General features: G+C 69.0%; 20 protein-coding genes and 2 pseudogenes. 11 read left to right on the forward strand and 11 right to left on the reverse strand.

The window, feature by feature from the left end:
- Window position 1: 1 nt before the first annotated feature.
- Together RNB18_RS12260 and RNB18_RS12265 are read right to left on the reverse strand one after the other, a co-directional pair.
- Window positions 2–1,006: a carbohydrate ABC transporter permease gene (locus RNB18_RS12260; RefSeq protein WP_311714128.1), complete on the reverse strand. Its 1,005-nt coding sequence runs from the start codon at window positions 1,004–1,006 to the stop codon at window positions 2–4.
- Between the two features lie 134 nt (window positions 1,007–1,140).
- Window positions 1,141–2,409: an extracellular solute-binding protein gene (locus tag RNB18_RS12265; RefSeq protein ID WP_311714129.1), complete on the reverse strand. Its 1,269-nt coding sequence runs from the start codon at window positions 2,407–2,409 to the stop codon at window positions 1,141–1,143.
- Window positions 2,410–2,770: 361 nt separating this feature from the next.
- Between RNB18_RS12265 and RNB18_RS12270 the strand changes: the two genes are divergently transcribed.
- A complete protein-coding gene (locus RNB18_RS12270; RefSeq protein ID WP_311714130.1) occupies window positions 2,771–3,805 on the forward strand; it encodes a LacI family DNA-binding transcriptional regulator in 1,035 nt (344 codons plus the stop codon).
- A 131-nt stretch (window positions 3,806–3,936) separates the two neighbouring features.
- Window positions 3,937–4,797, forward strand: coding sequence for a phosphatase PAP2 family protein (locus RNB18_RS12275; protein ID WP_311714131.1), 861 nt, complete (start codon window positions 3,937–3,939; stop codon window positions 4,795–4,797).
- Window positions 4,798–5,067: 270 nt separating this feature from the next.
- On the opposite strand, the gene RNB18_RS12280 is transcribed toward RNB18_RS12275, so the two are convergent.
- Window positions 5,068–5,949 (reverse strand): LysR family transcriptional regulator, encoded by an 882-nt coding sequence (locus RNB18_RS12280; protein WP_311714132.1) that lies wholly within the window; start codon window positions 5,947–5,949, stop codon window positions 5,068–5,070.
- A 73-nt stretch (window positions 5,950–6,022) separates the two neighbouring features.
- Between RNB18_RS12280 and RNB18_RS12285 the strand changes: the two genes are divergently transcribed.
- Window positions 6,023–6,946 (forward strand): DMT family transporter, encoded by a 924-nt coding sequence (locus RNB18_RS12285; RefSeq protein WP_311714133.1) that lies wholly within the window; start codon window positions 6,023–6,025, stop codon window positions 6,944–6,946.
- On the opposite strand, the gene RNB18_RS12290 is transcribed toward RNB18_RS12285, so the two are convergent.
- Window positions 6,934–9,921, reverse strand: coding sequence for a bifunctional [glutamine synthetase] adenylyltransferase/[glutamine synthetase]-adenylyl-L-tyrosine phosphorylase (locus tag RNB18_RS12290; protein ID WP_311714134.1), 2,988 nt, complete (start codon window positions 9,919–9,921; stop codon window positions 6,934–6,936). The genes RNB18_RS12285 and RNB18_RS12290 overlap by 13 nt on opposite strands.
- A gap of 300 nt (window positions 9,922–10,221) precedes the next feature.
- The gene (locus tag RNB18_RS12295) at window positions 10,222–11,052 is read right to left on the reverse strand and encodes a hypothetical protein (RefSeq protein ID WP_311714135.1); all 831 of its coding nucleotides are present in this window, start codon (window positions 11,050–11,052) and stop codon (window positions 10,222–10,224) included.
- 161 nt (window positions 11,053–11,213) lie between these two features.
- Here RNB18_RS12295 and RNB18_RS12300 point away from each other — a divergent pair, with 161 nt between their 5' ends.
- Genes RNB18_RS12300 through RNB18_RS12310 form a run of 3 tightly spaced genes read left to right on the forward strand, consistent with a single transcriptional unit; the run spans window position 11,214 to window position 12,941 of the window.
- Window positions 11,214–11,957, forward strand: a complete 744-nt coding sequence (locus RNB18_RS12300) for a helix-turn-helix transcriptional regulator (protein WP_311714136.1) — start codon at window positions 11,214–11,216, stop codon at window positions 11,955–11,957.
- A complete protein-coding gene (locus RNB18_RS12305) occupies window positions 11,957–12,466 on the forward strand; it encodes a pyridoxamine 5'-phosphate oxidase family protein (protein WP_311714137.1) in 510 nt (169 codons plus the stop codon). The genes RNB18_RS12300 and RNB18_RS12305 overlap by 1 nt, the downstream gene beginning before the upstream one ends.
- Before the next feature lie 40 nt (window positions 12,467–12,506).
- A complete protein-coding gene (locus RNB18_RS12310) occupies window positions 12,507–12,941 on the forward strand; it encodes a VOC family protein (protein ID WP_057611706.1) in 435 nt (144 codons plus the stop codon).
- Window positions 12,942–13,059: 118 nt separating this feature from the next.
- Here the strand turns inward: RNB18_RS12310 and RNB18_RS12315 are convergent, their stop codons facing one another.
- The 3 genes and pseudogenes from RNB18_RS12315 to glnA all read right to left on the reverse strand — a co-directional run bounded on the left by RNB18_RS12315 (window position 13,060) and on the right by glnA (window position 16,654).
- On the reverse strand, window positions 13,060–14,418 hold the full coding sequence (locus tag RNB18_RS12315; RefSeq protein WP_311714138.1) for a hypothetical protein: 1,359 nt from the start codon (window positions 14,416–14,418) through the stop codon (window positions 13,060–13,062).
- Window positions 14,419–14,785: 367 nt separating this feature from the next.
- Window positions 14,786–15,216: pseudogene (locus RNB18_RS12320) on the reverse strand (GNAT family N-acetyltransferase).
- 76 nt (window positions 15,217–15,292) lie between these two features.
- On the reverse strand, window positions 15,293–16,654 hold the full coding sequence (gene glnA / locus RNB18_RS12325; RefSeq protein WP_057611816.1) for a type I glutamate--ammonia ligase: 1,362 nt from the start codon (window positions 16,652–16,654) through the stop codon (window positions 15,293–15,295).
- Window positions 16,655–16,993: 339 nt separating this feature from the next.
- Between glnA and RNB18_RS12330 the strand changes: the two genes are divergently transcribed.
- The 3 genes from RNB18_RS12330 (at window position 16,994) to RNB18_RS12340 (ending at window position 20,379) form a co-directional block, all read left to right on the forward strand.
- Window positions 16,994–17,653 (forward strand): DUF3105 domain-containing protein, encoded by a 660-nt coding sequence (locus RNB18_RS12330; RefSeq protein WP_311714139.1) that lies wholly within the window; start codon window positions 16,994–16,996, stop codon window positions 17,651–17,653.
- Between the two features lie 11 nt (window positions 17,654–17,664).
- Window positions 17,665–18,267: a DUF305 domain-containing protein gene (locus tag RNB18_RS12335; RefSeq protein WP_311714140.1), complete on the forward strand. Its 603-nt coding sequence runs from the start codon at window positions 17,665–17,667 to the stop codon at window positions 18,265–18,267.
- Window positions 18,268–18,438: 171 nt separating this feature from the next.
- Window positions 18,439–20,379 carry a S53 family peptidase gene (locus tag RNB18_RS12340; RefSeq protein ID WP_311714141.1) on the forward strand — a complete coding sequence of 647 codons (1,941 nt, stop codon included), beginning with the start codon at window positions 18,439–18,441 and terminating at the stop codon, window positions 20,377–20,379.
- A 78-nt stretch (window positions 20,380–20,457) separates the two neighbouring features.
- Here the strand turns inward: RNB18_RS12340 and RNB18_RS12345 are convergent, their stop codons facing one another.
- Window positions 20,458–20,886, reverse strand: a complete 429-nt coding sequence (locus tag RNB18_RS12345) for a hypothetical protein (RefSeq protein WP_311714142.1) — start codon at window positions 20,884–20,886, stop codon at window positions 20,458–20,460.
- Window positions 20,887–21,046: 160 nt separating this feature from the next.
- Here RNB18_RS12345 and RNB18_RS12350 point away from each other — a divergent pair, with 160 nt between their 5' ends.
- Both RNB18_RS12350 and RNB18_RS12355 read left to right on the forward strand, forming a co-directional pair.
- Window positions 21,047–23,074, forward strand: a complete 2,028-nt coding sequence (locus tag RNB18_RS12350; RefSeq protein ID WP_394817611.1) for an NAD(+) synthase — start codon at window positions 21,047–21,049, stop codon at window positions 23,072–23,074.
- Window positions 23,075–23,326: 252 nt separating this feature from the next.
- Window positions 23,327–24,596 (forward strand): annotated as a pseudogene (locus RNB18_RS12355) (RNA-guided endonuclease InsQ/TnpB family protein).
- Here the strand turns inward: RNB18_RS12355 and RNB18_RS12360 are convergent.
- Together RNB18_RS12360 and panB are read right to left on the reverse strand one after the other, a co-directional pair.
- Entirely contained in the window at window positions 24,593–25,141 is a 549-nt protein-coding gene (locus RNB18_RS12360; RefSeq protein WP_311714144.1) for a VOC family protein, read from the reverse strand. The pseudogene RNB18_RS12355 and the gene RNB18_RS12360 sit on opposite strands and share 4 nt — an antisense overlap.
- A gap of 132 nt (window positions 25,142–25,273) precedes the next feature.
- Window positions 25,274–26,140 carry a 3-methyl-2-oxobutanoate hydroxymethyltransferase gene (panB, locus tag RNB18_RS12365; protein WP_057611698.1) on the reverse strand — a complete coding sequence of 289 codons (867 nt, stop codon included), beginning with the start codon at window positions 26,138–26,140 and terminating at the stop codon, window positions 25,274–25,276.
- Window positions 26,141–26,220 lie beyond the last annotated feature (80 nt).

Genomic DNA, 26,220 nt, shown 5'->3' on the forward strand with positions numbered 1-26,220 from the left:
CTCAGATCGCGAGCTGCTGGTCATTGCGGTTCAGCCAGCGGCGGTAGAAGGAGGTGAAGACGATCAGGATGGCCAGCAGCAGGATGCCGTACGCGGCCGACTGGGCGAAGTCACGCGGCTGCTGTCCGAAGCCCAGGTGGTACGCCCAGGTGACGAGGATCTGCGCGTCGGGCGCGGTGTTGCCGAACATCAGGAAGAGCACGGCGAACTGGTTGAACGTCCAGATGATGCCGAGCAGTACGACGGTGGAGCTGACGCTCCTGAGTCCCGGCAGGGTGACGTACCGGAACCGCTGCCAGGCGCTCGCGCCGTCCATCTCGGCGGCCTCGTAGAGGGAGGCGTCGATGGACTGGAGTCCGCCGAGCAGCGAGACCATCATGAACGGCACACCGCACCAGGTGTTGACCATGATCGCGGCGAACCGCTGCCAGAAAGTGTCCTCGAGCCATGCCGGCGAGGGCAGATGCAGCGCGTCCAGCGCGGTGTTGAGGATGCCGCCGTCGGCGAGCATGAAGCGCCAGCCGAAGACGGTGACGAAGGTCGGCACGGCCCAGGGCAGCACCAGGATCAGCCGGTACAGCGTCCGTCCCCGCAGCTTCTGGTTGAGCAGCAGCGCGAGGCCGAGGCCGATGCAGTAGTGGAGGGCGACACACAGGGCCGTCCAGACGATCGTCCAGATGAAGTGCGACCAGAAGCGGTCGTAGGCGGTGTCGCCCCACAGGATGTCGGCGTAGTTGTCCAGGCCGATGAACTTGTAGGTGGCGTCGATGTGGTTGACGCCGATCGTGCGGGCCGTGTTGAGGCTGTTGGCGTCGGTGAGCGTGAGGTAGACGCCGTAGACCAGGGGGTAGAGCACGAGGACACCGAGGACGATCGCCACTGGGGTGATCATCGCGTAGGCGTACCAGTGCTTCTGGTAGCTCTGCTTCAGGCGTTGGCCCCGCCCGGGCCGTGGCGCGCGCTCACCGTGCCGTTTGCCGGTGGCGCGGTCGATGGCGACTGTCATGTTCGACACCTTCTGAAAGTTCTGCGGCTCTGAGACGTGGCTGGGCCGAGCGGCCGGCCAGGGCGGCCGGGCACAGGCCGGTGGCCGCCGGATCTCTCCCCCCCATGACCGGGAGATCCGGCGGCCACACGGGCTCACTTGCTGAAGTCGGGCACCAGCTTGGCGAGGGCGGTCTCCGCGTTGCTCAGGCCCTTGTCCAGGGATTCCTTGCCGCCGGCGATCTTGACCAGCTCGGTGTCCAGCGGGGTCAGCAGGGAGCTGTACTCCGGCAGGGCCACGCGCGGCTGGGCGGAGGAGAGGACCGACTGGTATCCGGCGATGCCCGGGTCGGCCTTGACCTCGGCGGTATAGGCGTCGTCGCGGGTGGGCAGCGTGGAGTTCTTCAGCGCGATCTGCGTCTGCGACTTCGCGGAGGTCATGAAGCCCACGAACTTCTCGGCCGCCTTCTGGTGGGCCGAGTCGGAGCCGGCGTAGACCGAGAGGTTGTGGCCGCCGGTCGGGGCGCCCGCCTTGCCGCTGGAGCCGGCCGGGACGGTGGCGATGCCGAGGTTGTTCTTGTCCTTGAAGGCCGAGCCCTTGTAGAAGTTGGTGATCTCCCACGGGCCCTGGATGATCGCGGCGACCTTGCCGTTGACGAACGCGTCCTGGATGTGGGCGTAGGCGTCGGCGGTGGTGTCGGCCTTGTGCAGGCCCTTGCCGGAGAAGAGGCTCAGCCAGGTGCCGTAGCCCTTCTTGGCGGCGTCGGAGTTCACCGTGATCTTCTTGGCGGCGGCGTCGACGGTGTCGGTGCCCTCGCCGTAGAGGAAGGTCTGGGCGTAGTAGGCCGCGGTGGAGCCCCAGTAGCCGTCGACGCCGGTCTTCGACTTGATCGTGGCGGCGGCGGCCTTCAGGTCGTCCCAGGTCTTGGGGGCCTCTACGCCGGCCTTCTCGAAGAGCTGCTTGTTGTAGACCAGGGCGAGGGTGTCGGTGACGAACGGCACGCCGTAGGTCTTGCCGTCGTACTGGGCCTGCTTGATCAGGTTCGGCTTGAACTTGGCCTGGTCGGCGAGGGCCTCGGTGCCGTCGAGGGGCAGGAAGAAGCCCTTCTTGGCGAAGGCGGGGGTCCAGCCGACGTCGGAGCGCAGCACGTCGGGGGCGCCGCTCGCGCCGGCGGCGGTGTCGAACTTGTTCTGCGCCTGGTCGAAGGGCACGTTGACGTACTTGACCTTGATGCCCTTGTTGGCGGCCTCGAAGTCCTTGATCAGGGCCTGGTACGTCGGCGCCTCATTGGTGGCGTTGGAGGTGTCCCACCAGGTGATGGTCACCGGACCGTCGGCCTTGTCGCCGCTGTCACTTCCGCCGCAGGCCGTCGCCGCGAGGGCGAAAGACGCCACCAGCGCTGTGGCCGCTATGCCACGCCGCATGAGTTCTCCTTGAGGGTGAAAGCCCGTGTGCTGCGGGGAGAGGTCCCGTCTGCCCTCCCCGTCTGCCGACTGCGCCTTTGCGGCCGCCGGGCGAGTGGGAACGTAACAGCGATGCAAGGCTTGCGAAAGAGCTTGCAGCAAAAAAGTGCAAGAGACTGCGGAAGTTACGCCGTCGTGATCCCTTGTCGACCGTCACGAGACCCTTGTTTTACGGGGCTGAGCGGGACGACTACGGGTTGTGCAAGACTCTGCAAGCTCTTGCCATCCCGCTCCCGGACGGGAATCATCCCCTTGCGGGACAATGGGCGCCGATCAGAACAGAGGGACCGCGATGACGATACGGCCGGTACAGTCCGGTGCCGTGACCACACGGCTAGCCGACATCGCTGCTCAGGCGGGCGTGAGCGAAGCGACCGTCAGCCGCGTCCTCAACGGGAAGCCGGGTGTCGCCGCCACCACCCGCCAGTCCGTGCTGGCCGCACTCGACGTGCTGGGCTACGAACGCCCGGTCCGGCTGCGGCAGCGCAGCGAGGGCCTGGTGGGCCTGATCACCCCGGAGCTGGAGAACCCGATATTCCCGGCCCTGGCCCAGGTGATCGGCCAGGCGCTGACCCGGCAGGGCTACACCCCGGTCCTCGCCACCCAGACCCCGGGCGGCTCCACGGAGGACGAGCTCACGGAGATGCTCGTCGACCGGGGCGTGGCGGGCATCATCTTCGTCTCCGGGCTGCACGCGGACACCTCCGCGGACATGCAGCGTTACGAGCAGCTGCGGGCGCAGGGCGTGCCGTTCGTGCTCGTGGACGGGTTCTCGCCGAAGGTGCAGGCGCCGTTCATCTCCCCCGACGACCGCGCGGCGATGTCGCTGGCGGTGACGCATCTGGTGTCGCTGGGGCACAAGCGGATCGGCCTCGCCCTCGGCCCGAAGCGCTTCGTGCCGGTCCAGCGCAAGATCGAGGGCTTCGTCCGCACCATGCAGGACCTGCTCGGGCTGGCCGGGGCGACCGTCGAGGCGGACCTCGTCCAGCACTCGCTCTACACCCTGGAGGGCGGCCAGGCGGCCGCGTCGGCGCTCATCGACCGTGACTGCACGGCGGTGGTGTGCGCGAGCGACATGATGGCGCTGGGCGCGATACGGGCGGCCCGGCAGCGGGGTCTGGAAGTGCCGCGGGACGTCTCGGTCGTGGGTTTCGACGACTCCCCGCTGATCGCCTTCACCGACCCGCCGCTGACGACGATCCGCAAGCCGGTGCCGGCCATGGGGCAGGCGGCGGTACGGACGTTGCTGGAGGAGATCGGCGGAACGCCCGCGCCGCACAGCGAGTTCGTGTTCATGCCGGAGCTGGTGGTGCGGGGTTCGACGGCTTCGGCACCTGGGGATCGCACTCGTCCGTAGGGCGGAGAAGCCGGGCTTTCACCCGTGCGCTGGTAGGAGAACGGGACAGTCTTCCCGTCGTAGGACATGCGACCCGAACCCGCCCGCGGGATGATCGGTGGGGTAAGGCATTTCTGGCAGACTTCATGTCTATGGGTGACTCGACCGTGACCAGCCTGGAAGACCGCGGGACCGCGGCCGCTCCGGACTCCCTCACGGCCGCGGACCGGCCGGCTCTCCTTCGCCGCCTGCGCTCCCCGCGCCGCCCTCGCCTCTGGTTCGAGATCCTGCTGATCGCGGTGAGTTACTGGACGTACTCGCTGGTCCGCAACGCGGTGCCGGAGCAGAAGACGGAGGCGCTGCGCAACGCCGACTGGATCTGGCGGATGGAGCACCATCTGGGCATCGCGGTCGAGGAGTCCGTCAACCACGCGGTGAACTCCGTGACTTGGCTCGTCGTCGGCATGAACTACTACTACGCGACGCTGCACTTCATCGTGACGCTGAGCGTCCTGGTCTGGCTCTACCGCAGCCACCCCGGCCGCTACGCGGCGACGCGTCTGGTGCTCTTCGCGACCACGGGTGTGGCGCTGGTCGGTTACTACCTGTATCCGCTGGCACCCCCGCGGTTGATGAACGGCGGCAACTTCGTCGACACGGTCATGGTCCACCAGACCTGGGGCTCGATGGCCTCCGGCGACCTGAAGCACATGTCGAACCAGTACGCCGCGATGCCGTCCATGCACATCGGCTGGTCCGTGTGGTGCGGTCTGACGATCTTCGCGCTGGCGTCGGTGCCGTGGGTGCGCGTCCTGGGCCTGCTCTACCCGACGGTGACGCTCCTGGTCATCGTCGCCACCGCCAACCACTTCTGGCTCGACGCGGTCGGCGGCATCCTGTGCCTGCTGTTCGGCTTCATGGTGGCGCGGGTCTGGTACGGGGCGCTGCCGTACGGGTTGCCGAAGGTGGTACCGCCGAAGGCGAAGGCCACTCCCCGGCCCGCCAAGGCCTAGCCGGTGCCCCGACGGGCCGCACGCCGCTGCCCCTCAACGCCTGACCGGTGCCCCCGACAAGCACCGCGCGCCCCGTCTCGACGCCCGGCACGCTCCCGCAGAGGCGGTGCCCCCCACTCGCCGCACCGGACACCGCTCCTTGACGGGCAGTCGCTGCCTGCCGGGACACCAGGGCCTGTCCGGCGGATCGGGCCGACTTCCAGCAACGGTGCCTGATCAGTGCAGATGCGCGTGCCAGACCCGGCGACGTCGGCATCCGCCGGACAGGCCCTAGCTCGCGGCCGCGTCCCGGAGCGCCTCGACGAACGCGTCGAGTGCCGGTTGCGGCAGCGCGGTCTGCCGTACGGCCGCGTGGATCGCCCGTGACGGCTCCGGGCCCCGGATCCGCCGTACCGCCACGTCCGGATGCCGGCCCCCGAGGCCCAGCCGGGGGATCAGGGTCACCCCGAGTCCCGCGGCCACGAAGCCCTGTGCCGTGGCGTAGTCCTCGCTGTCCACGACGAAGCGCGGGTGGAACCCTGCCGTGGCACAGGCGGTGAGCTGGGCCTCGAGGCAGGGGCCGGGCCACTCGCTGCCCACCCAGGGTTCGTCTGCCAGGTCGGTCAGGTGGATCGATCGGCGGGCCGCGAGGGGATGCGCTGCGGGGAGCACGGCCAGGTACGGGTCGTCGAGCAGATGCAGCAGTCGTACGCCGTCCTCGTCCGCCGGTCCCACCACCAGCGCCAGGTCCGCCCGCCCCTCCCGTACGTCCGGCAGCGGGTCGGGTCCCGTCAGCTTCAGGTCGATCTGTACGCCGGGGTGTTCGGCCCGCAGCCGCGCCACCGCGGGGGCGACCAGATGGGCTCCGGCCGTGGCGAAGTAGCGCACCGAGAGCCGGCCCGTGCGGCCCGCGAGGAGGTCCCCGAGGGCCGTCTCCGCCTCCGCGACCTGCCGGCCGATCGCGTCCGCGTACTCCGTGAGCAACAGCCCGGCGGCTGTGGGCCGCACACCCCGCCCGACCCGTTCGAGGAGCTCGGTCCCGGCCTCCTTCTCCAGTGCCGCCACCTGCTGGCTGATCGCGGAGGGGGTGTAGCCGAGCCGGGCCGCGGCCGCCGTCACCGAGCCACTGCTCACCACGGCCGCCAGCATCTGCATCCGTCGCACATCAAGCATGTACTCCAGCTTAATGATGACTCCAGGATCTTTCACTTGTCCTGACAGGTCCGGCCGGGAGACCGTGGAGGACATGTCCCCCGCCTCCACTCTCCGTATGGCCGCCCTCGCCCTCCTCTGGGGATCCGGCTTCCTCTGGATCAAACTCGCCCTCGACCACGGCCTCTCCCCCGCCCAGATCACGATCGCGCGGTGCGTGCTGGGCACGGCCGTGCTGTTCCTCCTGGCCCGCGCGGCCGGTCAGCGGCTGCCCCGCTCCCGCTCCACCTGGGGTCATCTGGTCGTCGCCGCACTGTTCTGCAACGCCATCCCCTTCGCTCTGTTCGCGGTCGGTGAGCAGAGCGTCGACTCCGGCGTCGCGGGCGTCCTGAACGCGACGACCCCGCTGTGGTCCCTGCTGATCGGCGTCCTGCTCGGCACCGACCGCGGCCTGCGCCCCCTACGGCTGACCGGCCTGCTCCTCGGCTTCGCAGGCACCGTGCTGATCTTCGCCCCCTGGCACCGCTCGGGTCTGCTGACCTGGGGCGCCCTGGCCCTCCTGGCCGCCGCCGCGAGCTACGCCGTGGCCTTCGCGTACATGGCACGCAAACTCACCTCCGGGCAGGCGCCGTTGGCGTACTCCGCCGCCCAACTCCTCATGGCGACCGGCTGGACGACCCTGTCCCTCCCGTTCGCGGGCCCCGTGGACACCGACCTCACCGGGCTGGGGGCGGTGACGGCCCTGGGGGTGCTGGGCACGGGGGTGACCTTCTACCTCAACTACCGCCTGATAGCGGACGAGGGCCCGGTGACGACGGCGACGGTCGGCTACCTGCTGCCGGTCGTGTCGGTAGCTCTGGGCGCGGTGGTGCTGGACGAGCGGGTGGAGTCGAGGGTGCTGACAGGCATGGCGATCGTATTGACGGGGATCGCGCTGACCCACTTAGGGGCGCGAGGAACTGCGCGACCAGCCCCCACCGCCCCGCAGCCGAAGAACAAACCCCACTACGCCCCGTAGAACAACTCCTCCACCACACCCCGAGCCCGCCGAGCAGTCCGCCGGTAGTCATCGAGCATGTCCCCCACATGTCCCGCCTCATACCCCAAGTACCGCCCCACCGCAGCAAGTTCCCGCGTCTCGGAAGGAAACGTGTCCCCGGCCCGCCCCCGCACCAGCATCACCGCGTTCCGCACCCGCGTCGCCAGCACCCACGCCTCGTCGAGGACCTGGGTGTCCTCCTCGGAGATCAGCCCGGCCGCCCGCGCGGCGGAGAGCGCCGCCCGGGTGCGGGTGGTCCGCAGTCCCGGCTCGCCGGCACCGTGCCGCATCTGGAGGAGCTGGACCGTCCACTCGACGTCGGACAGCCCACCGGGCCCGAGCTTGGTGTGCAGCTTGGGGTCGGCGCCGCGAGGCATCCGCTCGGACTCCATGCGCGCCTTCAGCCGCCGGATCTCGCGTACGGCGTCGTCGCCGAGGCCCGCCGCCGGATAGCGCAGTGGGTCGATCAGTTCGACGAACCGGCGGCCCAACTCCTCGTCCCCGGCGACTGGTTCGGCCCGCAGCAGGGCCTGTGCCTCCCAGACCAGCGACCAACGGCGGTAGTAGGCCGCGTACGACGTCAACGTGCGCACCAGCGGCCCGGACTTGCCCTCCGGGCGCAGGTCGGCGTCGATGAGCAGCGGCGGGTCGGCGCTCGGGATCTGGAGCAGCCGGCGCATCTCGGAGACGACCTTGTTGGCGGCCTGGGAGGCCTCCCGCTCCTCGACGCCCTCGCGCGGCTCGTGGACGAACAGGACGTCCGCGTCGGAGCCGTAGCCGAGTTCGTGACCGCCGAAGCGGCCCATGCCGATGACGGCGAACCGGGTGGGCAGGGTGTCGCCCCAGCCCTCCCGGACGACCGCGCGCAGGGTGCCGGCGAGGGTCGCGGCGGTCAGGTCGGAAACGGCGGCGCCGACGCGCTCCACCAGGGCGCCCTGGTCCGGCTCGGCCGGCTGGGTCTCGGTGCCGTAGGAGCCGACGATGTCCGCGGCGGCCGTACGGAAGAGTTCGCGGCGGCGGACGCCACGGGCCGCCGTGACGCCCTGGACGGCGCCGTCCGCGCGGCCGACCGCGGAGAGTATCTCCTGCTCGAGACCGGCCCGCCCGCGCGGAGCCAGTCCGCCGCCGTCGCCGTCCCCGAGGAGCGCCACGGCTTCGGGTGCGCGCATCAGCAGGTCGGGGGCGAGGCGCCCGGCGGACAGGACGCGTGCGAGGTTCTCGGCGGCGGCGCCCTCATCCCTCAACAGCCGTAGATACCAAGGGGTCTTGCCCAGCGCGTCCGACACCTTGCGGAAGTTGAGCAGTCCGGCGTCCGGGTCGGCGGACTCGGCGAACCAGCCCAGCAGGACCGGGAGGAGAGTGCGCTGGATGGCGGCCTTGCGGCTGACGCCGGAGGCCAGGGCCTCCAGGTGCCGCAGGGCGGAGGCCGGGTCGGCGTACCCGAGCGCGACCAGCCGCTCGCGCGCCGCTCCGGCGCTCAACCTGATCTCGCCGGGGCCGAGTTGGGCCACGGCGTCCAGCAGCGGCCGGTAGAAGAGCTTCTCGTGCAGGCGTCGTACGACGGAGGTGTGCCGCTTCCACTCGCGGTTCAGCTCGGTCACCGGGTCGGCGCGCAGGCCCAGGGAGCGGCCGAGGCGGCGCAGGTCGGTCTCGTCCTCGGGGACCAGGTGGGTGCGGCGCAGCCGGTAGAGCTGGATGCGGTGCTCCATGGAGCGCAGGAAGCGGTAGGCCTCGTCGAGCTGTGCCGCGTCGGCACGGCCGACGTAGCCGCCGGCGACGAGAGCCTGCAGGGCGTTGAGGGTGGTGCCGCTGCGCAGCGAACGGTCCTCGCGGCCGTGCACCAACTGCAGGAGCTGTACGGCGAATTCGACGTCTCTGAGCCCACCGGGGCCGAGCTTCAGTTGCCGGTCGAGTTCGGCGACGGGGATGTTCTCCACGACCCGGCGCCGCATCTTCTGCACGTCGGCGACGAAGTTCTCGCGCTCGGCGGCCTTCCAGACCAGGGGTTCGAGGGCGGCGACGTACTCCTCGCCCAGCTCGAGGTCGCCGGCGACCGGGCGGGCCTTGAGGAGGGCCTGGAACTCCCAGGTCTTGGCCCAGCGCTGGTAGTAGGCGAGGTGGCTGGCGAGGGTGCGGACGAGGGGGCCGTTTCTGCCCTCGGGCCGCAGGTTGGCGTCGACGGGCCAGATGGACCCCTCGACGGTGGTCTCGGAGCAGACGCGCATCATGTGCGAGGCGAGCTTGGTGGCGGCGCGGAGGGCCTTGCCCTCGTCGGCCCCGTCGACACCTTCACCGACAAAGATCACGTCCACGTCGGAGACGTAATTCAGCTCGTGGCCCCCGCACTTGCCCATCGCGATCACCGCGAGCCGGCACAGCGCCGCGTCCTCCGGTGCGGCCGCCCGCGCTATGGCGAGCGCGGCGCGCAGGGTCGCGGTGGCGAGGTCGGCGAGTTCGGCGGCGGTCTCGGCGAGGTCGGTGGTGCCGCACACGTCACGGGCGGCGATCGACAGCAGACAGCGGCGGTAGGCGACGCGCAGGGCGACGGGGTCGGTGGCCTCGGCGAGCCCGCGCTCGAACTCCTCGACGCCGGGGTGCAGATCGCGCGGCTCGTAGGTGACGAGGGCTTGCCAGTCGCCGGGGTGCCGGGCGAGATGCTCGGCGAGCGCGGCGGAGGCGCCGAGCACCCCGAGCAGCCGGTCGCGCAACGGCTTCGCCGCTATCACGGTGTCGAGCAGCTCCCGGTCGGGCTGCGCCTCGAGGAGCCGTACGAGACCGTGCAGGGCGAGGTCGGGGTCGGCGGTCGCGCCGAGCGCCTCCAGCAGTACCGGGTCATCGCGTACGCCGCTCAGCTCGCCGCTGTCCAGCAGCCGCTCGGCGGCCGACGGATCGGTGAAACCGTGCCGCAGAAGCCGCGTGAAGGTACTGCTCCTGCGCCCCGGCGCCGCCGTCATCCCAGCCTCCCGCCCGATCAAGGTCGTATCGATTGAGCCTAACCGGAGAGTTGGGGATGAGCGCCGGGGCGCGGATGGGGGGATTTGTGGGTGGGGGTCTGGGTGGGGCGGGGACGACGATCCCCGGGCGCGAGTCCCGGCGGGAGCGAGAGCGGGTGCCGGTGATCCCCGGTTGTCGTCCTGGCAGGGGCGGACGGACAATCCCCTGGTGAGAGTCCCGGCAGGGCACGGACGGGCGGTCCCCGGCCGAGCACTCCCGCAGGGCACGCACTGCTGGCTCCCGGCCTGGGCCCCTGCGCGTCAGCGGATCACCGTCACCGTGGTCGGTCGGGAGGGGTCCGTGAGGATCTTGTCGCCCGGTAGGCGGCCCTGGGCGCGGCTGCCGTCGGTGGGTGGCAGCTCGGCCACCGGGGCCGTGTGGCCGGCGACCGGTATCTCGATCGACCGCACGGTGCCCCGGGGGCCACCGCCGGGCATGGAGACGTACTGGACGTCGAGGCACCGCTCGCGCAGCCGCGCGAGGACCTCCGGGACGGCCGCGCCCGACTCGACCTCCGGGAGGACGACGTACCGGTTCACGACCGGGTCGACGCCCTCGCACGCGCGGCCGTCCGGCAAGGGCCGCCTTCCGCGCGGTCCGGACAGGGTGAGGTGGGTGCGTCCCACGGCGCCCGCCTTCGTCGCGTCGACGCGGATCGTGTCGCGGCGCAGCCACTGCACCGGGTGACCGTCGAGCTCGGCCAACGCCCAGTCGCCGGTGTCGACGAGGTAGGCGCTCTCGATCGCGGCGTCGTCCGGCGGCGGCAGCAGGCGTACCGCGTCGCGTGCGGCCCGCTGCCCGGACGGCGACGGCCAGTGCCTCAGCACCACGAGCAGCTTGCCCGGGGGCCGGTCGAAGGGGTACGCGCGGCCCCCGGTCACCGTGCGGTCCCCGGCCCGGGTGACCGCCGTACGGGACGTGCCGGCGACCTGGATGTCTCCGCGGGCGCCCAGCGTGAACCGTACGGACGAGAACGACGCGTCGGTGGCGGTAGGGGCGGTCGACGTCTCGCAGCCAGTGGCCAGCAGGGCGAGGGCCAACGGGACGGCGCCCGCGACCAGGGCCGCGGGTCGGTGCGGATGTGAACGCATGAGCTGCCTCCGGGTCTGCGGGCGGCCGGACCGGTCGCCCGAGACGAGCGTGCGCGCTTCCAGGCCAGTGGCCCATTCGTCATTTGGCGAATCCCGGGGTGGCCCGGACGCGTCGGGCGTAGCGTCGGTCCAGGCATCCGAATCGGCCCGGGGAGGCCGAAATGACCCCACCCCACACCACCGCCGAGGCCCATCTGCGCCGCATGGCGGACGTGCTGGAGGAGGCCCGGCAGGATCTCGCGCGCGGCGGAGTGCCGCCGACGTGCCTGTTGCCGGGGCTGATGCGGCTCATCCCGTGCGACGCCGCGAGCTTCAGCGAGCTGGACATCTCCACCAGGAGACAGCTCAACGCCCAGGAAATAGGCGACGAGGACGCAGACCTCGACATGGACGCGTACTGGCACTGGCGGCACCAGCACACCCAGTGCACCCAGGTCTCCCGGCCGCACGACATTCCCGAGACGACACAGATGGCCGACTTCCGCTCGGTCCGCGAGCTGCGGAGACTCCCCATCTACACGGAGTTCCTCGCCCCGCACCCGACCATCGCGTGCGTCGCCCTGCCGACCGCGCCGAACCGCACCCGGGTCTTCCAGCTCTTCCGGGAGGACGGGAAGGCCTTCACCGACCACGAGATGACCACACTGCGGATGCTGGCCCCGCACCTGTACGAGCTCTACAAGGACGCCGCCCGCCGCCGCAGGGAGCCCGTCCACCTCACCCACCGCGAACTGGACGTGCTGCGCTGTGTGGCCCTCGGCATGGGCACAGCGCAGATCGCCGCACAGCTCGTCGTCTCCCCCAGCACCGTACGCAAGCATCTGGAGAACGCCTTCGGCAGACTGGGAGTGTCGAGCCGGACCGCCGCGGTGGCCCGGGTGTTCCCCGAGCCGGAGGCTCTTTGATGACCGAGAAGGAACCCGAGACCCATCTCGACCCCCGCTACAGCGACCCCGATGCGACGGCGCACTCCTGGGCGGACGCCGAGTCGCTGCTGGCCGCCGCCGAACTGTTCTGGATCTCGACGGTACGACCGGACGGGCGCCCGCACGTCACGCCGTTGCCGGGCGTGTGGGCGCACGGGGCGCTGCACTTCTGCACCGGTCCCGAGGAACGCAAGGCGAAGAACCTCGCGCACAACGCGCACGTGACGCTGACGACCGGCACCAACATCTGGGACAAGGGCTACGACCTGGTGGTGGAGGGCGAGGCGGTGCGGGTGTCCGACGACACTCGTCTGCGGGAGCTGGCCGCCGCATGGGAGGCCAAGTACGGCGACTTCTGGCGCTTCGAGGTGAGGGAGGGCTACTTCCATCACGGACCGGGACACGCCCTTGTCTATGCGGTGGCGCCGCGCACGGTTTTCGGCTTCGGTAAGGGACAGCCGTTCAGCCAGACGCGGTGGCGCTTCTGAGAACGGCCCTATGCACTGACGTCGACAAGGGAGTCACGCCATGGACATGAGCCTCGAAGTGATCCTGCTGCCGGTCACGGACGTCGACCGCGCCAAGGAGTTCTACCGCGACAAGGTCGGCTTCCACGTGGATCTGGACGGCGAAGTGATGGAGGGGGTCCGCATCTGCCAGCTGACCCCGCCCGGCTCCGGCTGTTCCATCGCGCTGGTGGACGGCCTCCAGGTGCCGACGGGAGCCCCGCAGCCCGGGACGTACCACGGCATGCAACTGTGTGTGACGGACGCGAAGGCGGCGTACGAGGAACTCACCTCCCGCGGCCTGGACGTCAGCGAACCGGTCCAGTTCGCCCCGCAGGACGGCGCCACCTTCATGTACTTCAAGGACCCGGACGGCAACGGCTGGGCGATCCAGGAGTACAAGCGCCGCGAGACGGAGCCGCTGCACCAGGTACTGGCCCAGCAGGCGGCGCAGTAGCAACACCGAAGGGGGGCGCGGTCCTCCGCGCCCCCCTTCGGCAGGAATTCCCTACAGAACCGGCGTCGGTGTCGACGTGTCGCTGACCAGCGCTGGGACGGTCGTTGATGGTCGGCCTTCATCCGGGTGGCTCGACCACTGCACCGTCATGGCCATTCATGCTCACAAGAGGCGTGGGCGCGACCGGGGACGACGTACCGAAACCGCGCCAGGAGCCTTTCACATTCTCAAGTACGGCGTTTCCTTGCCGATCAATCATACGCGTCAGCGACTCTTGTCCGATACCGAACACAACCGCCCAACCGACAATTTGAGCACTATTATCCAACGCCGACAACCCCGGAATAAATTCACCGCGGATGAGGATCAGCCCAAGCACCGCAGACAACGCCCCGATGGGAAGTCTCAAGAGCAGCAATCCCAGAGGGACCATATACGGCATGGACGTTCCTTGAATCTTTCGCACTGACGCTGCACCGGCCAAGGCTGCTGCAGTCATTCCTACGACCGCAACCAGGAGAAGCGATCCCCCTGACGGCGTGGAGCCAATCGGACAAACCATCTTAGTGTTGTCGAGGTCATTCGGAAGCGGGTTTGGTGGATTGAAGCAGAGCTTCGCCGGTATACCTGCTGGTTCTCTATACCCCATCAGGACAAAAATGCCGGAAATGATTGTCGTGGCTATGAAAGTGAGGAGAAGGATGTTACGAAAACTTCGAACTCTGGATATTTCCGTCTCTTCGACGCTATTGGCGCCATACAAGACGCTGGCAGCGAGATCCTTGAAACGCTTGTCGAGGGAAAATGAGTTCTCTCGTAGATGCCCTTCCAGCAGCGCCAGTCGCGGATCCTCGGCTCCAAGGTGGTGGCGACCTTGCGTTAGTACAACGGCACCTCTCCAAGCCAACTCATGATCTGGCGTCAACTGCAGGAGGAGCACCTCAGCCTGATGCACGTTTGACGACGCTCGGTCCACAGCCGCCCCAGTCAGCCACGCCCAAAAACTCCGATCCTCGCTCGCATCGCGCGCAGCTTTCAGAAGGGAGTGTGCCTTGTCTGCCAACTGTTGATTACCAGGCGAAAGACCTCTTGCTTCGATCTTGTCGAGCTGCGCCTGAAGTGCAGCAACATGAGCGCTCTTTCGCTGACGCCAGGAGGCCGCCCTTCCTCGCGCAACCACGTCGCGAGATGCTTCATTTCGTCGCGCAACCACGTCGCGAGATGTTTCTCGCTCCTGTTCTTTGTCTGTCAGCCAGCGTAGTAGTACTTCGGCCTCGCGAATGTTTGAAGCTGCTCGACGCTTCTGGCGCATAGACAGCCAATCCGAAATACCCTTTTCTTGTGCGGCTTCTCGCGCATCAGTACAGGAGCTCACAAGCCTTTTCTGCCATCCCCTTTTCGGAATCCGGAATCCCTTTTGCTTGAATTCCCCCGAGTAGCGCTTGCAAGGTAACAGCGCGCGCACTTTCCCGTTCACGCCAAGACCAAGTCATTGCGGCACCACCATTCATCACTTCGGGTGCGGATTTTGCGGTCGCGCCGGCCAGCTCCAAAAGGACAAAGAAGTACCGCCTCGGCCCCATCGACCACCTCATAGCCAAGACCGGTCTCTTAACTACCGTAACTCCAGTCATTGAGGTTCTCTAGTTGACCCACTTGTTTCCGACGCATTCCCCGCGCCAATCGGCGGGCCCTGACCGCTCGCCGGAACCTTAAGGCTGACGGCTTCACCGCCAGATGAGGGCCACCGCAGGATCATCCCGCACTGAAACGCGGGCCGTCGTGCGTGCCAGGGTGCTACGCCTCAGGGAGTGACGCTCATTACGGTGAATCGCGGGGACAGATCAGGCCGCGAATCGGAGCCGCTCAGGAGCCGGCGTACGGTCCGTGAATCCGTGATCCGCCGTCGGTCGCGCCATCCGCTGGGCGAGCCATCCGGAAACCCGGGGTCCGCCGTCCACTGCTGTGCCCTCATGGACCGTACGAACGTGCGTGAAGCCCTGCGCGAGGTCCGCTGGAGTCTCTCGTTCGTCGTCCAGGCGTCCCACCGGAGCCATTGAGCACCCGCCCGGTGCGCACGGTCGCCAGCCCGGTCGAGCAGGCGCACACCGAGTCTCTGCCCGACGTACTCGCGTGGGACGGTGAGCTTGTTGACGAAGATCGACGGTTCGGCCAGTTCCTCGTCAGTCCACAGACCCTCTTCGGCCTCTGGGGTGAGCGTGATTGTGCCGAAGCGGAGACTCCCACCGACCTGCGGATGGCGGACTTCGCACACCTACGCCGTAGGGCCGACGGTTCGCAACCGTCGGCCCTACGTGTCGTTCTGGCGGAAAACCCGCTCTGACCTGCCCCTACAGCACCGGCAGGTTCTTCCGCAGCTCAAAGGCGGTCACCTCGGAGCGGTACTCCTCCCACTCCTGGCGCTTGTTGCGCAGGAAGAAGTCGAAGACGTGCTCGCCCAGGGTCTCGGCCACCAGGTCGCTGCGCTCCATCAGGGTGAGGGCCTCGCCCAGGTTCTGGGGCAGGGGCTCGATGCCCATGGCGCGGCGCTCGGAGTTGGAGAGCGCCCAGACGTCGTCCTCGGCGCCCGGCGGGAGCTCGTAGCCCTCCTCGACGCCCTTGAGGCCGGCGGCCAGGAGCAGGGCGTACGCCAGGTACGGGTTGGCGCCGGAGTCGATGGAGCGGACCTCGATACGGGCCGAGCCGGTCTTGCCGGGCTTGTACATCGGGACGCGGACCAGGGCGGAGCGGTTGTTGTGGCCCCAGCAGATGTAGGAGGGGGCCTCGCCGCCGGCGCCCGCGGTGCGCTCCGAGCCGCCCCAGATGCGCTTGTACGAGTTCACCCACTGGTTGGTGACCGCCGCGATCTCCGCCGCGTGCTTGAGCAGGCCCGCGATGAAGGAGCGGCCGACCTTGGAGAGCTGGTACTCCGCGCCCGACTCGTAGAACGCGTTGCGGTCGCCCTCGAAGAGGGAGAGGTGCGTGTGCATGCCGCTGCCGGGGTGCTCGGAGAACGGCTTCGGCATGAAGGTCGCCTGGACGCCCTGCTCCAGCGCCACCTGCTTCATGACCAGGCGGAACGTCATGATGTTGTCCGCCGTGGAGAGCGCGTCGGCGTAGCGGAGGTCGATCTCCTGCTGGCCCGGGGCGCCCTCGTGGTGGGAGAACTCGACCGAGATGCCCATCGACTCCAGCATGGTGATCGCCTGGCGGCGGAAGTCCATGCCGATGTTCTGGGGGGTGTGGTCGAAGTAGCCGGAGTTGTCGGCCGGGGTCGGGCGCGAGCCGTCCAGCGGGCGGTCCTTCAGCAGGAAGAACTCGATCTCCGGGTGGGTGTAGAACGTGAAGCCCAGGTCGGAGGTGCGGGCCAGGGCGCGCTTCAGCACATACCTGGGGTCCGCGAAGGACGGGGAGCCGTCCGGCATGAGGATGTCGCAGAACATCCGGGCAGTACCGGGGGCCTCGGCCCGCCACGGAAGGACCTGGAAGGTCGACGGGTCCGGCTTGGCGATCATGTCGGACTCGTATACGCGGGCGAAGCCCTCGATCGCGGAGCCGTCGAAACCGATTCCCTCGTCGAAGGCCTGCTCCAGCTCCGCCGGGGCCACGGCCACGGACTTGAGGAAGCCCAGTACGTCCGTGAACCACAGACGTACGAACCGGATGTCGCGTTCCTCCAAGGTCCGGAGCACGAACTCCTGTTGCTTGTCCATCTTCCGCTTCCCCATCCTTGCTGGTCAGGCCGCCTGTCTCCGTGTCCCGCAGGAGGCGGTCGGGCACCTGAGCATCACACCACAACAGCATTTCGTGCGCGTTGCCGACCTTGATCGTCCCGGCGACCCGGGAGTGAACGCCTCACGTGCGGCGGAGGTGCTGCTCTGCCGCCCATCTTGCCTGCTCGGACCGACATACGTAATGCCCGGCCCTCCCCGTCTCACCCCGCGCCCGGGTTTCCTGTGGGCTCCCTGCGAGAAGTCACCCCCGCCCCACTACGATCAGCAGACCGATCGTCACCATCCGACCCGCCCCTTTCCCCCAGAAGGACACACCTCATGGGTTCCGCCAAGAAGAGCACCAACGCGGCACGCAAGGCGCGCATAGAGGAGATGCGGCGCGCCGAACAGGCCAGAGAGCGCCGCAACCGGATCCTCACGATCGCCGCGAGCGTGGTCGTCGTCGCCGGCCTGGTCGTCGGCGGCGTCGTGCTGGTGCAGTCGCAGTCCGACGACAGCACGGCGGCCGACGGCAAGGGGAAGGGGCACTTCGTCACGGGCTCGGACGGTGTGAAGACCTGGAAGGGCACGCTGGGCCGCAACCATGTCGCCAAGACGGTGGACTACCCGATGGAGCCGCCGGTCGGCGGTGACCACAACCAGGTCTGGATGAACTGCAACGGCGACGTCTACACCAAGGCGCTCAACAACATGAACGCCGTGCACTCGCTGGAGCACGGCGCGGTCTGGGTGACGTACACCGACAAGGCCAAGAAGTCCGACGTCGAGGCGCTCGCGGCGAAGGTGAAGAAGACGCCGTACACGCTGATGAGCCCCGACGACAAGCAGAAGGACCCGATCATGCTTTCGGCGTGGGGCCACCAGCGGACGGTGACGGGGGCGAACGACCCGAACGTCGGCAAGTTCTTCGAGAAGTTCGTGCAGGGCGCGCAGACGCCCGAGCCGGGCGCGGCGTGCACGAGCGGTCTGTCGCAGTGAGGTCCGCGGGAGTGGCCGTGGCCGTGGCGGGCGTGCTCGTCGCGGCCGGCGCGATCACCTACGCCGTGGCCGAGGACAGCGGCTCGGCCGACACCCCGTCCGCCGGGTCCGCGGACGCCGGTTTCGCGCGTGACATGGCCGTACATCACCAGCAGGCCGTCGAGATGTCGTACATCGTGCGCGACCACACCAAGGACGTCGAGGTGCGGCGGCTCGCCTACGACATCGCGCAGACGCAGGCCAACCAGCGCGGAATGCTGCTGGGCTGGCTCGATCTGTGGGAGTTGCCGAAGGTGTCGGCGGATCCGCCGATGACGTGGATGGACATGGGTGACATGCCGTCGGCGGGCGAGGGTTCGCTGATGCCGGGCATGGCGACCGACAGCGAGATGAAGAAGCTGGGCACGCTGAACGGCAAGCAGGCCGAGATCTTCTATCTGCAGTTGATGACGGACCATCACCGGGGCGGCATCCACATGGCGAAGGGCTGCGTCGAGAGGTGCACGGTCGGTGTGGAGAAGCGGCTCGCGCAGGGGATGGTCGACGCGCAGCAGTCGGAGATCGACCTGATGGCGGGCATGTTGAAGGAGCGGGGCGCGAAAGCGCGTTCCTAGAGGGTCGCTGAGGGTTATCCCTCGGTCTTCGCAGCGTCTTAATCCTCAAATGGCCTTGTCATTAGGTTAATTGGGCTCTTCTTGGGATTCGCATTCCCCTGGCATGAACCGTTCATCGAAAGAGTGACGACGGTCGAGTGATCACTCGCGACGAACCGCACAGGGGGTTCCATGAGATCCAATCGCGCCAAGGTGCGCGCCGGAGTGAGCATGGCGGCGACACTGCCCATGCTCGCGGGCGCGCTGGCGCTCGGCATACCCGCGGCCCACGCCGCGGACAACCCGAACCGGGACACGCTGGCCGGGACCAAGCCCGCGTGGGCCACGGCCAAGGCCGACAAGGGCGCCACCTCGGACAGCTCCAAGGTCTCCGCCCGGGTCTACCTCGCCGGCAAGGACGCCACCGGGCTCGCCGCCTACGCGAAGGCCGTGGCCGACCCGAGCTCGGCGTCGTACGGCAAGTACCTGAACGCGCAGCAGGCGAAGCAGCGTTTCGGCGCCACCGCCGCCCAGGTCACAGCCGTCAAGTCCTGGCTGACGTCCGCCGGACTGAAGGTCACGGACGTCACCGAGCACTACGTCGCCGTCAGCGGTGACGTGGCCGCCGTCGAGAAGGCCTTCGGGACCCAGCTGCACAACTACACCAAGGGCTCGAAGACCTACCACGCCCCGGCCAAGGCCGCCTCCGCGCCGGCCGCCCTCGCCGGTGCCGTCCTGACCGTCACGGGCCTGGACAACGCGCCGCACAAGGCGAGCAGCAAGGACCAACTGCCGCCTCCGGACGCCGTGTTCAAGAACGCCGGGCCGTTCTCCTCGTACTACGGCTCGAACACCGCGAGCACGCTGCCCGCGGCCTACGGCTCGAAGATCCCGTACGCGATCAAGGGCTACACGGGCAAGCAGCTGCGCGCCGCCTACGGCGCGGGCGCGTACACCGGCAAGGGAGTACGCGTCGCCATCACCGACGCCTACGCCTCCCCGACCATCGCCTTCGACGCGGCCACCTACGCGAAGAAGAACGGTGACGCGGCCTACAACAGCGGCCAGCTGAAGCAGGTCCTGCCGAAGAACTACACCAAGACCGACGAGTGCGGGGCGGCGGGCTGGTACGGCGAGGAGACCCTCGACGTCGAGGCCGTGCACGCGGTCGCGCCGGACGCGAACATCACGTACGTGGGTGCCGCCTCCTGCTACGACGATGATCTGCTCGACTCGCTCAGCAAGGTCGTCGACAACCACCTGGCCGACATCGTCTCCAACTCGTGGGGCGACATCGAGGCCAACCAGACGCCGGATCTCGCGGCCGCCTACGACCAGGTCTTCCAGTTCGGCGCGGTCGAGGGCATCGGCTTCTACTTCTCCTCCGGCGACAACGGCGACGAGGTCGCCAACACCGGTACGAAGCAGGTCGACACCCCGGCCAACTCGGCGTGGGTGACGGCGGTCGGCGGTACCTCGCTGGCCGTCGGCAAGGGCGACAAGTACCTGTGGGAGACCGGCTGGGGCACCGAGAAGGCCACCCTGTCCGCGGACGGCAAGAGCTGGACCGGCTTCCCCGGCCCGTTCACCTCCGGTGCGGGCGGCGGCACCAGCAAGACGGTCGCCGAGCCCTTCTACCAGAAGGGTGTCGTCCCGGACGCGCTCGCCACGGCCAACAACGCCGCCGGCAACCGTGTCGTCCCGGACATCTCCGCGATCGCCGACCCGAACACCGGTTTCCTGGTGGGGCAGACGCAGACCTTCCCCGACGGCTCGCAGCAGTACAGCGAGTACCGCATCGGCGGCACGTCGCTGGCCTCGCCGGTGATCGCGGCCATACAGGCGCTCGCCCAGCAGGCGCGGGGCGGCAAGGCGATCGGGTTCGCCAACCCGTCGATCTACGCGAAGTACGGCTCGAAGGCCTTCCACGACGTCACGGACAACCCCACGGGGTCCGGACTCGCGGTGGCCCGCACCGACTTCGTCAACGCCTATGACGCCAGCGATGGTCTGACCGTCTCGGTCCGCAGCCTCGGCAAGGACAGCTCGCTGTCCGCGGTGAAGGGATACGACGACGTCACCGGCGTGGGTACGCCCGCGAACGGCTACGTGCAGTCGTTCGGCAGGCACTGACCCGGACGCGCGTTCCCAGGGGCCCGGTCCCGAAGGTGAGAACCTTCGGGACCGGGCCCCCGCGCATGTCCCGCCCGCCTAGTTTCCCGACACGCGGCCCGCTCGCCCGCGGCGGCCGGTCATCACGTGGATCACGCAACCCGCCACCAGCACGAGCGCCCCGGCGACGAGGAACGGAACAGGCATGTACTCGTCGGTGCAGGACTGACCGCCCGGCACCGCGTGGCACACCTCCCCCGGACCGCCCCGGTTCAGGTAAGCGAGGTAGAACAGCGGCAGAGCCACTCCCGAGACGCCGCCCACGACAGCGCGTCCGGGCCCACTGCGGAGCAGGAAGACCGCGGCCACCGCGGCGAGTACGACGAAGGCCGCGCCCACCGTCAGGATCGCCGCGAGGCCGATGCCGGCGCACGCTCCCACGAGGAGCCAGGCCAGGAACCAGCCCCATCCCGCCGCACGGCCCAGGCCGTCATCTCGCGTGCCGCTCATACCACTTATGCCGCTCATGCCGCTCATTGAAGGCAAGGTCATGACAATCCGGCAAGGGGCATCCAGGGATCATTGCCCGGCCATCACACAGACATGGCTTCGGGCAGACCGTCCTGCACCGCGCAGGCCCCCTCCCCTATCGCGTCGCTCTGACGATTACACTGATCGCGTGACTGCCTTGAACTTCTGGTCGATCTATCAGCACGGGTTCGCACGCGTCGCCGCGTGCACGGGTCACACCGTCATCGCGGACCCGCCCGCCAACGCCGAAGCGGTTCTGCGTCACGCCCGCCGGTGCGGCGACGAGGGGGTCGCCGTCGCCGTCTTCCCGGAGATGGGGCTGTGCGGCTACTCCATCGAAGACCTGCTGCTCCAGGACGCGCTGCTCGACGAGGTGGAGGCGGCGCTCGCGGAGGTGGTGGCCGGGTCGGCCGACCTGCTCCCGGTGCTGGTCGTCGGCGCCCCGCTGCGCCACCGCAACCGGGTCTACAACTGCGCGGTGATCGTGCACCGCGGCCGGGTCCTCGGTGTCGTACCGAAGTCGTACCCGCCGAACTACCGGGAGTTCTACGAGCGTCGGCAGATCGGCGACGGCGCCGACGAGCGCGGTGGGTCGATCCGTGTGGCCGGCTCGCAGGTGCCCTTCGGTGTAGACCTGCTGTTCGCGGCGGCCGACGTCCCCGGACTCGTGCTGCACGCGGAGATCTGCGAGGACATGTGGGTGCCGGTGCCGCCCAGCGCGGAGGCGGCCCTCGCCGGTGCGACCGTCCTGGTCAACCTCTCCGGCAGCCCGATCACCGTCGGGCGGGCCGAGGACCGCAAGCTGCTGTGCCGCTCGGCGTCCTCCCGCTGCCTCGCCGCCTACGTGTACGCGGCGGCCGGTCTCGGCGAGTCGACCACCGACCTGTCCTGGGACGGCCAGGCCATGGTCTACGAGAACGGCGTGCTGCTGGCCGAGACGACCCGGTTCCCGCTCGGCGAAGAGTACGCGGCGGCCGACGTGGACCTGGACCTGCTGCGGCAGGAGCGGATGCGGATGGGCACGTTCGACGAGAACCGGCGTACCCATCAGGAGCGGACCGGTGACTTCCGGACGGTGTCGTTCGAGCTCGACCCGCCGTCGGGCGACCTGGGCCTCAAGCGTCGCCTGGAGCGCTTCCCGTTCGTGCCGGCCGACGCCGACCGGCTCGCCCAGGACTGCTACGAGGCTTACAACATCCAGGTCGCGGGCCTCCAGCAGCGGCTCGCGGCGATCGGCGGTCCGAAGGTCGTCATCGGGGTGTCCGGCGGCCTCGACTCCACGCACGCGCTGATCGTCGCCGCCCGCGCGATGGACCGCGCGGGCCGCCCGCGCAGCGACATCCTGGCCTGGACGCTGCCCGGTTTCGCCACCAGCGACCACACCAAGGGCAACGCCCACAAGCTGATGCGGGCCCTCGGCGTCACCGCGGCCGAGCTGGACATCACGCCGACCGCACGGCTGATGCTCCAGGAGATGGACCACCCCTTCGCCTCCGGTGAGCCGGTGTACGACGTCACCTTCGAGAACGTCCAGGCGGGCCTTCGCACCGACTACCTGTTCCGGCTGGCCAACCAGCGCGGAGGGATCGTGCTCGGCACCGGCGACCTCTCCGAGCTGGCGCTCGGCTGGTCCACGTACGGCGTGGGCGACCAGATGAGCCACTACAACGTCAACTCCGGTGTGCCGAAGACGCTGATCCAGCATCTGATCCGCTGGGTCATCAGCAGCGAGCAGTTCGACGAGGAGACCGGCGACATCCTCGCCGCGATCCTCGACACCGAGATCAGCCCGGAGCTCGTACCGGGTGAGGAGATGCAGTCCACCGAGTCCAAGATCGGCCCGTACGCGCTGCACGACTTCACGCTCTTCCATGTGCTGCGCTACGGTTTTCGGCCGTCGAAGATCGCCTTCCTCGCCTGGCACGCCTGGCACGACGTCGATGCCGGTGCCTGGCCTCCGGGCTTCCCCGAGGCCAAGCGCGGGGCGTACGACCTGCCCGAGATCCGGCGGTGGCTGGAGGTGTTCTGCAAGCGCTTCTTCGCGTTCGCGCAGTTCAAGCGGTCGGCGATGCCCAATGGGCCGAAGGTCTCGGCCGGCGGTTCGCTGTCGCCCCGCGGTGACTGGCGGGCGCCGTCGGACAGTTCGGCGGGGGCCTGGCTGCGGGATCTGGAGCGGTTCGACTAGGGCGGTGGGGCGGGCGGCTCCGGAGTTCAGCTTGTTTCTTGCGAGGAACCCCGGGCGTTCACTCCCGGGAGGAATCGCATCCTGGGTCATGCGGCGCGGAGCGCAGCAGCGCCATGATGTCTGTCCGGCCGCGGAGCGGCCGGGTCTCTGGTCCGGTCAAGGGGCGGGCACACGACCGCGTGTGTCACTCGTTCAGGTGATCCACTTCGAACGTGCGGTGGCCTGTCGTGCGGGTGTGTACGTTCGGTGCTTGTGAAGCTGGTGGTGCAGGTCAGGCTGCTGCCGACGCCCGAGCGGGCGACGGCACTGGAGGCGACCCTGCACGCCTGCAACGAGGCCGCTACCTGGGTGAGCGAGGTGGCCTTCGCACGCGGGGAGTTCAAGAACTTCGCCCTGCGCCGACTCACCTACGACACCGTCAAGTCCCGCTGGGGCCTGGGCGCCCAGGCAGCCCAGCACGTCATCAAGAAGACCTGTGATGCGTACGCCACCTTGAAGGCGAACCTGAAGGCCAGAAACCTCGGCAGGCCCGGCTCCCAGCGCTACCGCCGGGCGGCCGAGAAGCCGGTCTCCTTCCGCCCGCAGGGTGCGCAGCCGTATGACGACCGCATGCTGTCGTGGCAGATCCCGGACCGCACGGTGTCGATCTGGACCACCGGCGGGCGGGTCAAGAGCGTGGCGTTCACCGCCTCTGCGGAGCAGCTGGCCACCCTGGCCCTGTACCGCGAGGGTGAGTCCGACCTGCTGGAGCGGGACGGCATGTGGTTCCTGAACGCCACCTGCGAGGTGCCCGAAGCACCGCTGAATACCGAGCCGGTGGACTTCCTCGGCATCGACCTGGGCGTCGTGAACATCGCCACCACCTCCGACGGCGAGATCCTGGCCGGGCGCGAGCTCAACCGGATCCGCACCCGAGAGCGCGGCCTGCGCGCCAAACTGCAGAAGAAGAACACCCCGTCCGCCAAGCGTCGGCTGAAGAAGCGGCGGCGCAAGGAAGCGCGGCGGGCGAAGGACATCAACCACAAGATCGCGAAACATGTGGTGGCCGAGGCGGAACGCACCGGTCGTGGGATCGCCCTGGAGGATCTGACGGGCATCCGCGAGCGGGTACGGCTTCGCAAGCCTGGGGGTACCTCCCACGCCCTTCAGGCAGTGGGGGAGGGCCACCCATTCCAGCTGGGCTTTCCACCAGCTGGGGCAGTTCATCGCGTACAAGGCCCGCAGGGCGGGGGTGCCGGTGGTGCACGTCGATCCGGCGTACACCTCCCGCGCCTGCGCCGAATGCGGCCACATCGACAAGGCGAACCGCGTCTCCCAGGCCTGGTTCGCGTGCCGGAGCTGCGGATTCGTTGATCACGCAGACCGCAACAGCTCCCGCAACATCCGCGCCAGAGCGTGGCAGTTGTGGCGACGCGGGGCCCAGTCAACGGCCCCTGCCCCGCCCCGGACAACCCGGGGCGGGACTGGACGCAAACGCACCATCACCGCCAGTGATGCCCGTTGTGCAAGCCCGGCGCTTTAGCGCTGGGTAGTTGACCCGTCCGTCCTGACCGGGGCGCTGCTGCGCCCACTCCCCCGCCCGGTCATCTCCGCGTCGAACGTCTCCTGCGCCACCTTCATAGCCTCCGCGTACTCCGGCATCCGCAGCCGTTTCCACATCTCCTCCTCGGCGACGTCCTCGACCTGGGCGACCACCCACCAGATGTTGCCGAAGGGGTCCTTGATCCGGCCGCCGCGCTGTCCGAAGGCGCTGTCCGCCAGGGAGGTGACGACCCGGGCGCCGGCCGCGACCGCCCGGGAGAACGTCTCGTCCGCGTCCGTGACGAAGACCCGCAGCAGGCTCGGCATGACCGGCCAGTCCGCGCTCCGGTCGAAGGCCAGGACGACCGTGTCGCCGATCCGGATCTCGCCGTGGCCGATCGAGCCGTCCTCGGTGGCCACCCTGGCGAGCTCCTCTCCTTCGAACACCTCGGTGACGAAGTCGAGGAAAGCTCCCGTGTCGTCGGTGACGACCCAGGGCGCGACGGTGGTGCAGCCCTCGGGCGCGGCGCTGGTCTGCTCGGACATGTCGGCTCCTTCGCGGCTGTCGGCTGTCGACGACCACGACGTTACGAGCGCAACAGGTCGGTTTCTGTCCTGGATACGGAACGCCCCGCCGACGGGGGAAGATCGGCGGGGCGCTGTGGTGCCGCTGTGGCTCTAGTGGACGGAGTGCTCGTCCAGCGGGAACGTACCGCCGACGACATCCTCCGCGAAGGCCTTCACCGCGTTGCCCATGACCTCGCGCAGGTTGGCGTACTGCTTCACGAACTTCGGCACACGGCCGCCGGTGAGGCCCAGCATGTCGGTCCAGACGAGGACCTGCGCGTCGGTCTCGGGGCCCGCGCCGATACCGACCGTCGGGATGTGCAGGACCCGGGTGACCTCGGCCGCGAGCTCCGCCGGGACCAGCTCCAGGACGACGGCGAACGCGCCCGCGTCCTGGACGGCCTTCGCGTCGCGCAGCAGCTGCTGGGCCGCCTCCTCGCCGCGGCCCTGGACGCGGTAGCCCATGGAGTTGACGGACTGGGGGGTCAGACCGATGTGGGCCATGACCGGGATGCCGGACTCCACCAGCAGCCGGATCTGCTCGTGGGAGCGCTCGCCGCCCTCGAGCTTCACGGCGCCGACGCCCGCCTCCTTGACCAGCCGGGTCGCCGAGCGCAGCGCCTGCACCGGGCCCTCCTGGTACGAACCGAAGGGCAGGTCACCGACGATCAGGGCGCGCGAGGTGCCCCGTACGACGGCCGCCGACAGCATGGTCATCTCGTCCATCGTGACGGGCACGGTGGTCTCGTACCCGAGATGGCAGTTGCCCGCCGAGTCACCGACGAGCATGACCGGGATGCCGGCCTCGTCGAAGACGGACGCGGTCGTCGCGTCGTAGGCGGTGAGCATGGGCCACTTCTCGCCGCGTTCCTTGGCGAGGGCGATGTCCCGAACAGTGATGCGGCGGGTGCCCTTCCCCCCGTACAGCGCCTTGCTGCCGTCGGAGGGCTTGGTGTGGGCAGCCGAAAGCTGCGTCATTGCAACGGCTCCTTACGTCATCTCGAGGCGCCCTCACGGCGTCCCCGGATCACCTCCATGGTGGCACCTCGTGCCAGTCA

Origin of the sequence: Streptomyces doebereineriae, from assembly GCF_031845645.1 — a bacterium.
In the GTDB taxonomy this organism is placed as follows: Bacteria; Actinomycetota; Actinomycetes; order Streptomycetales; family Streptomycetaceae; genus Streptomyces; species Streptomyces canus.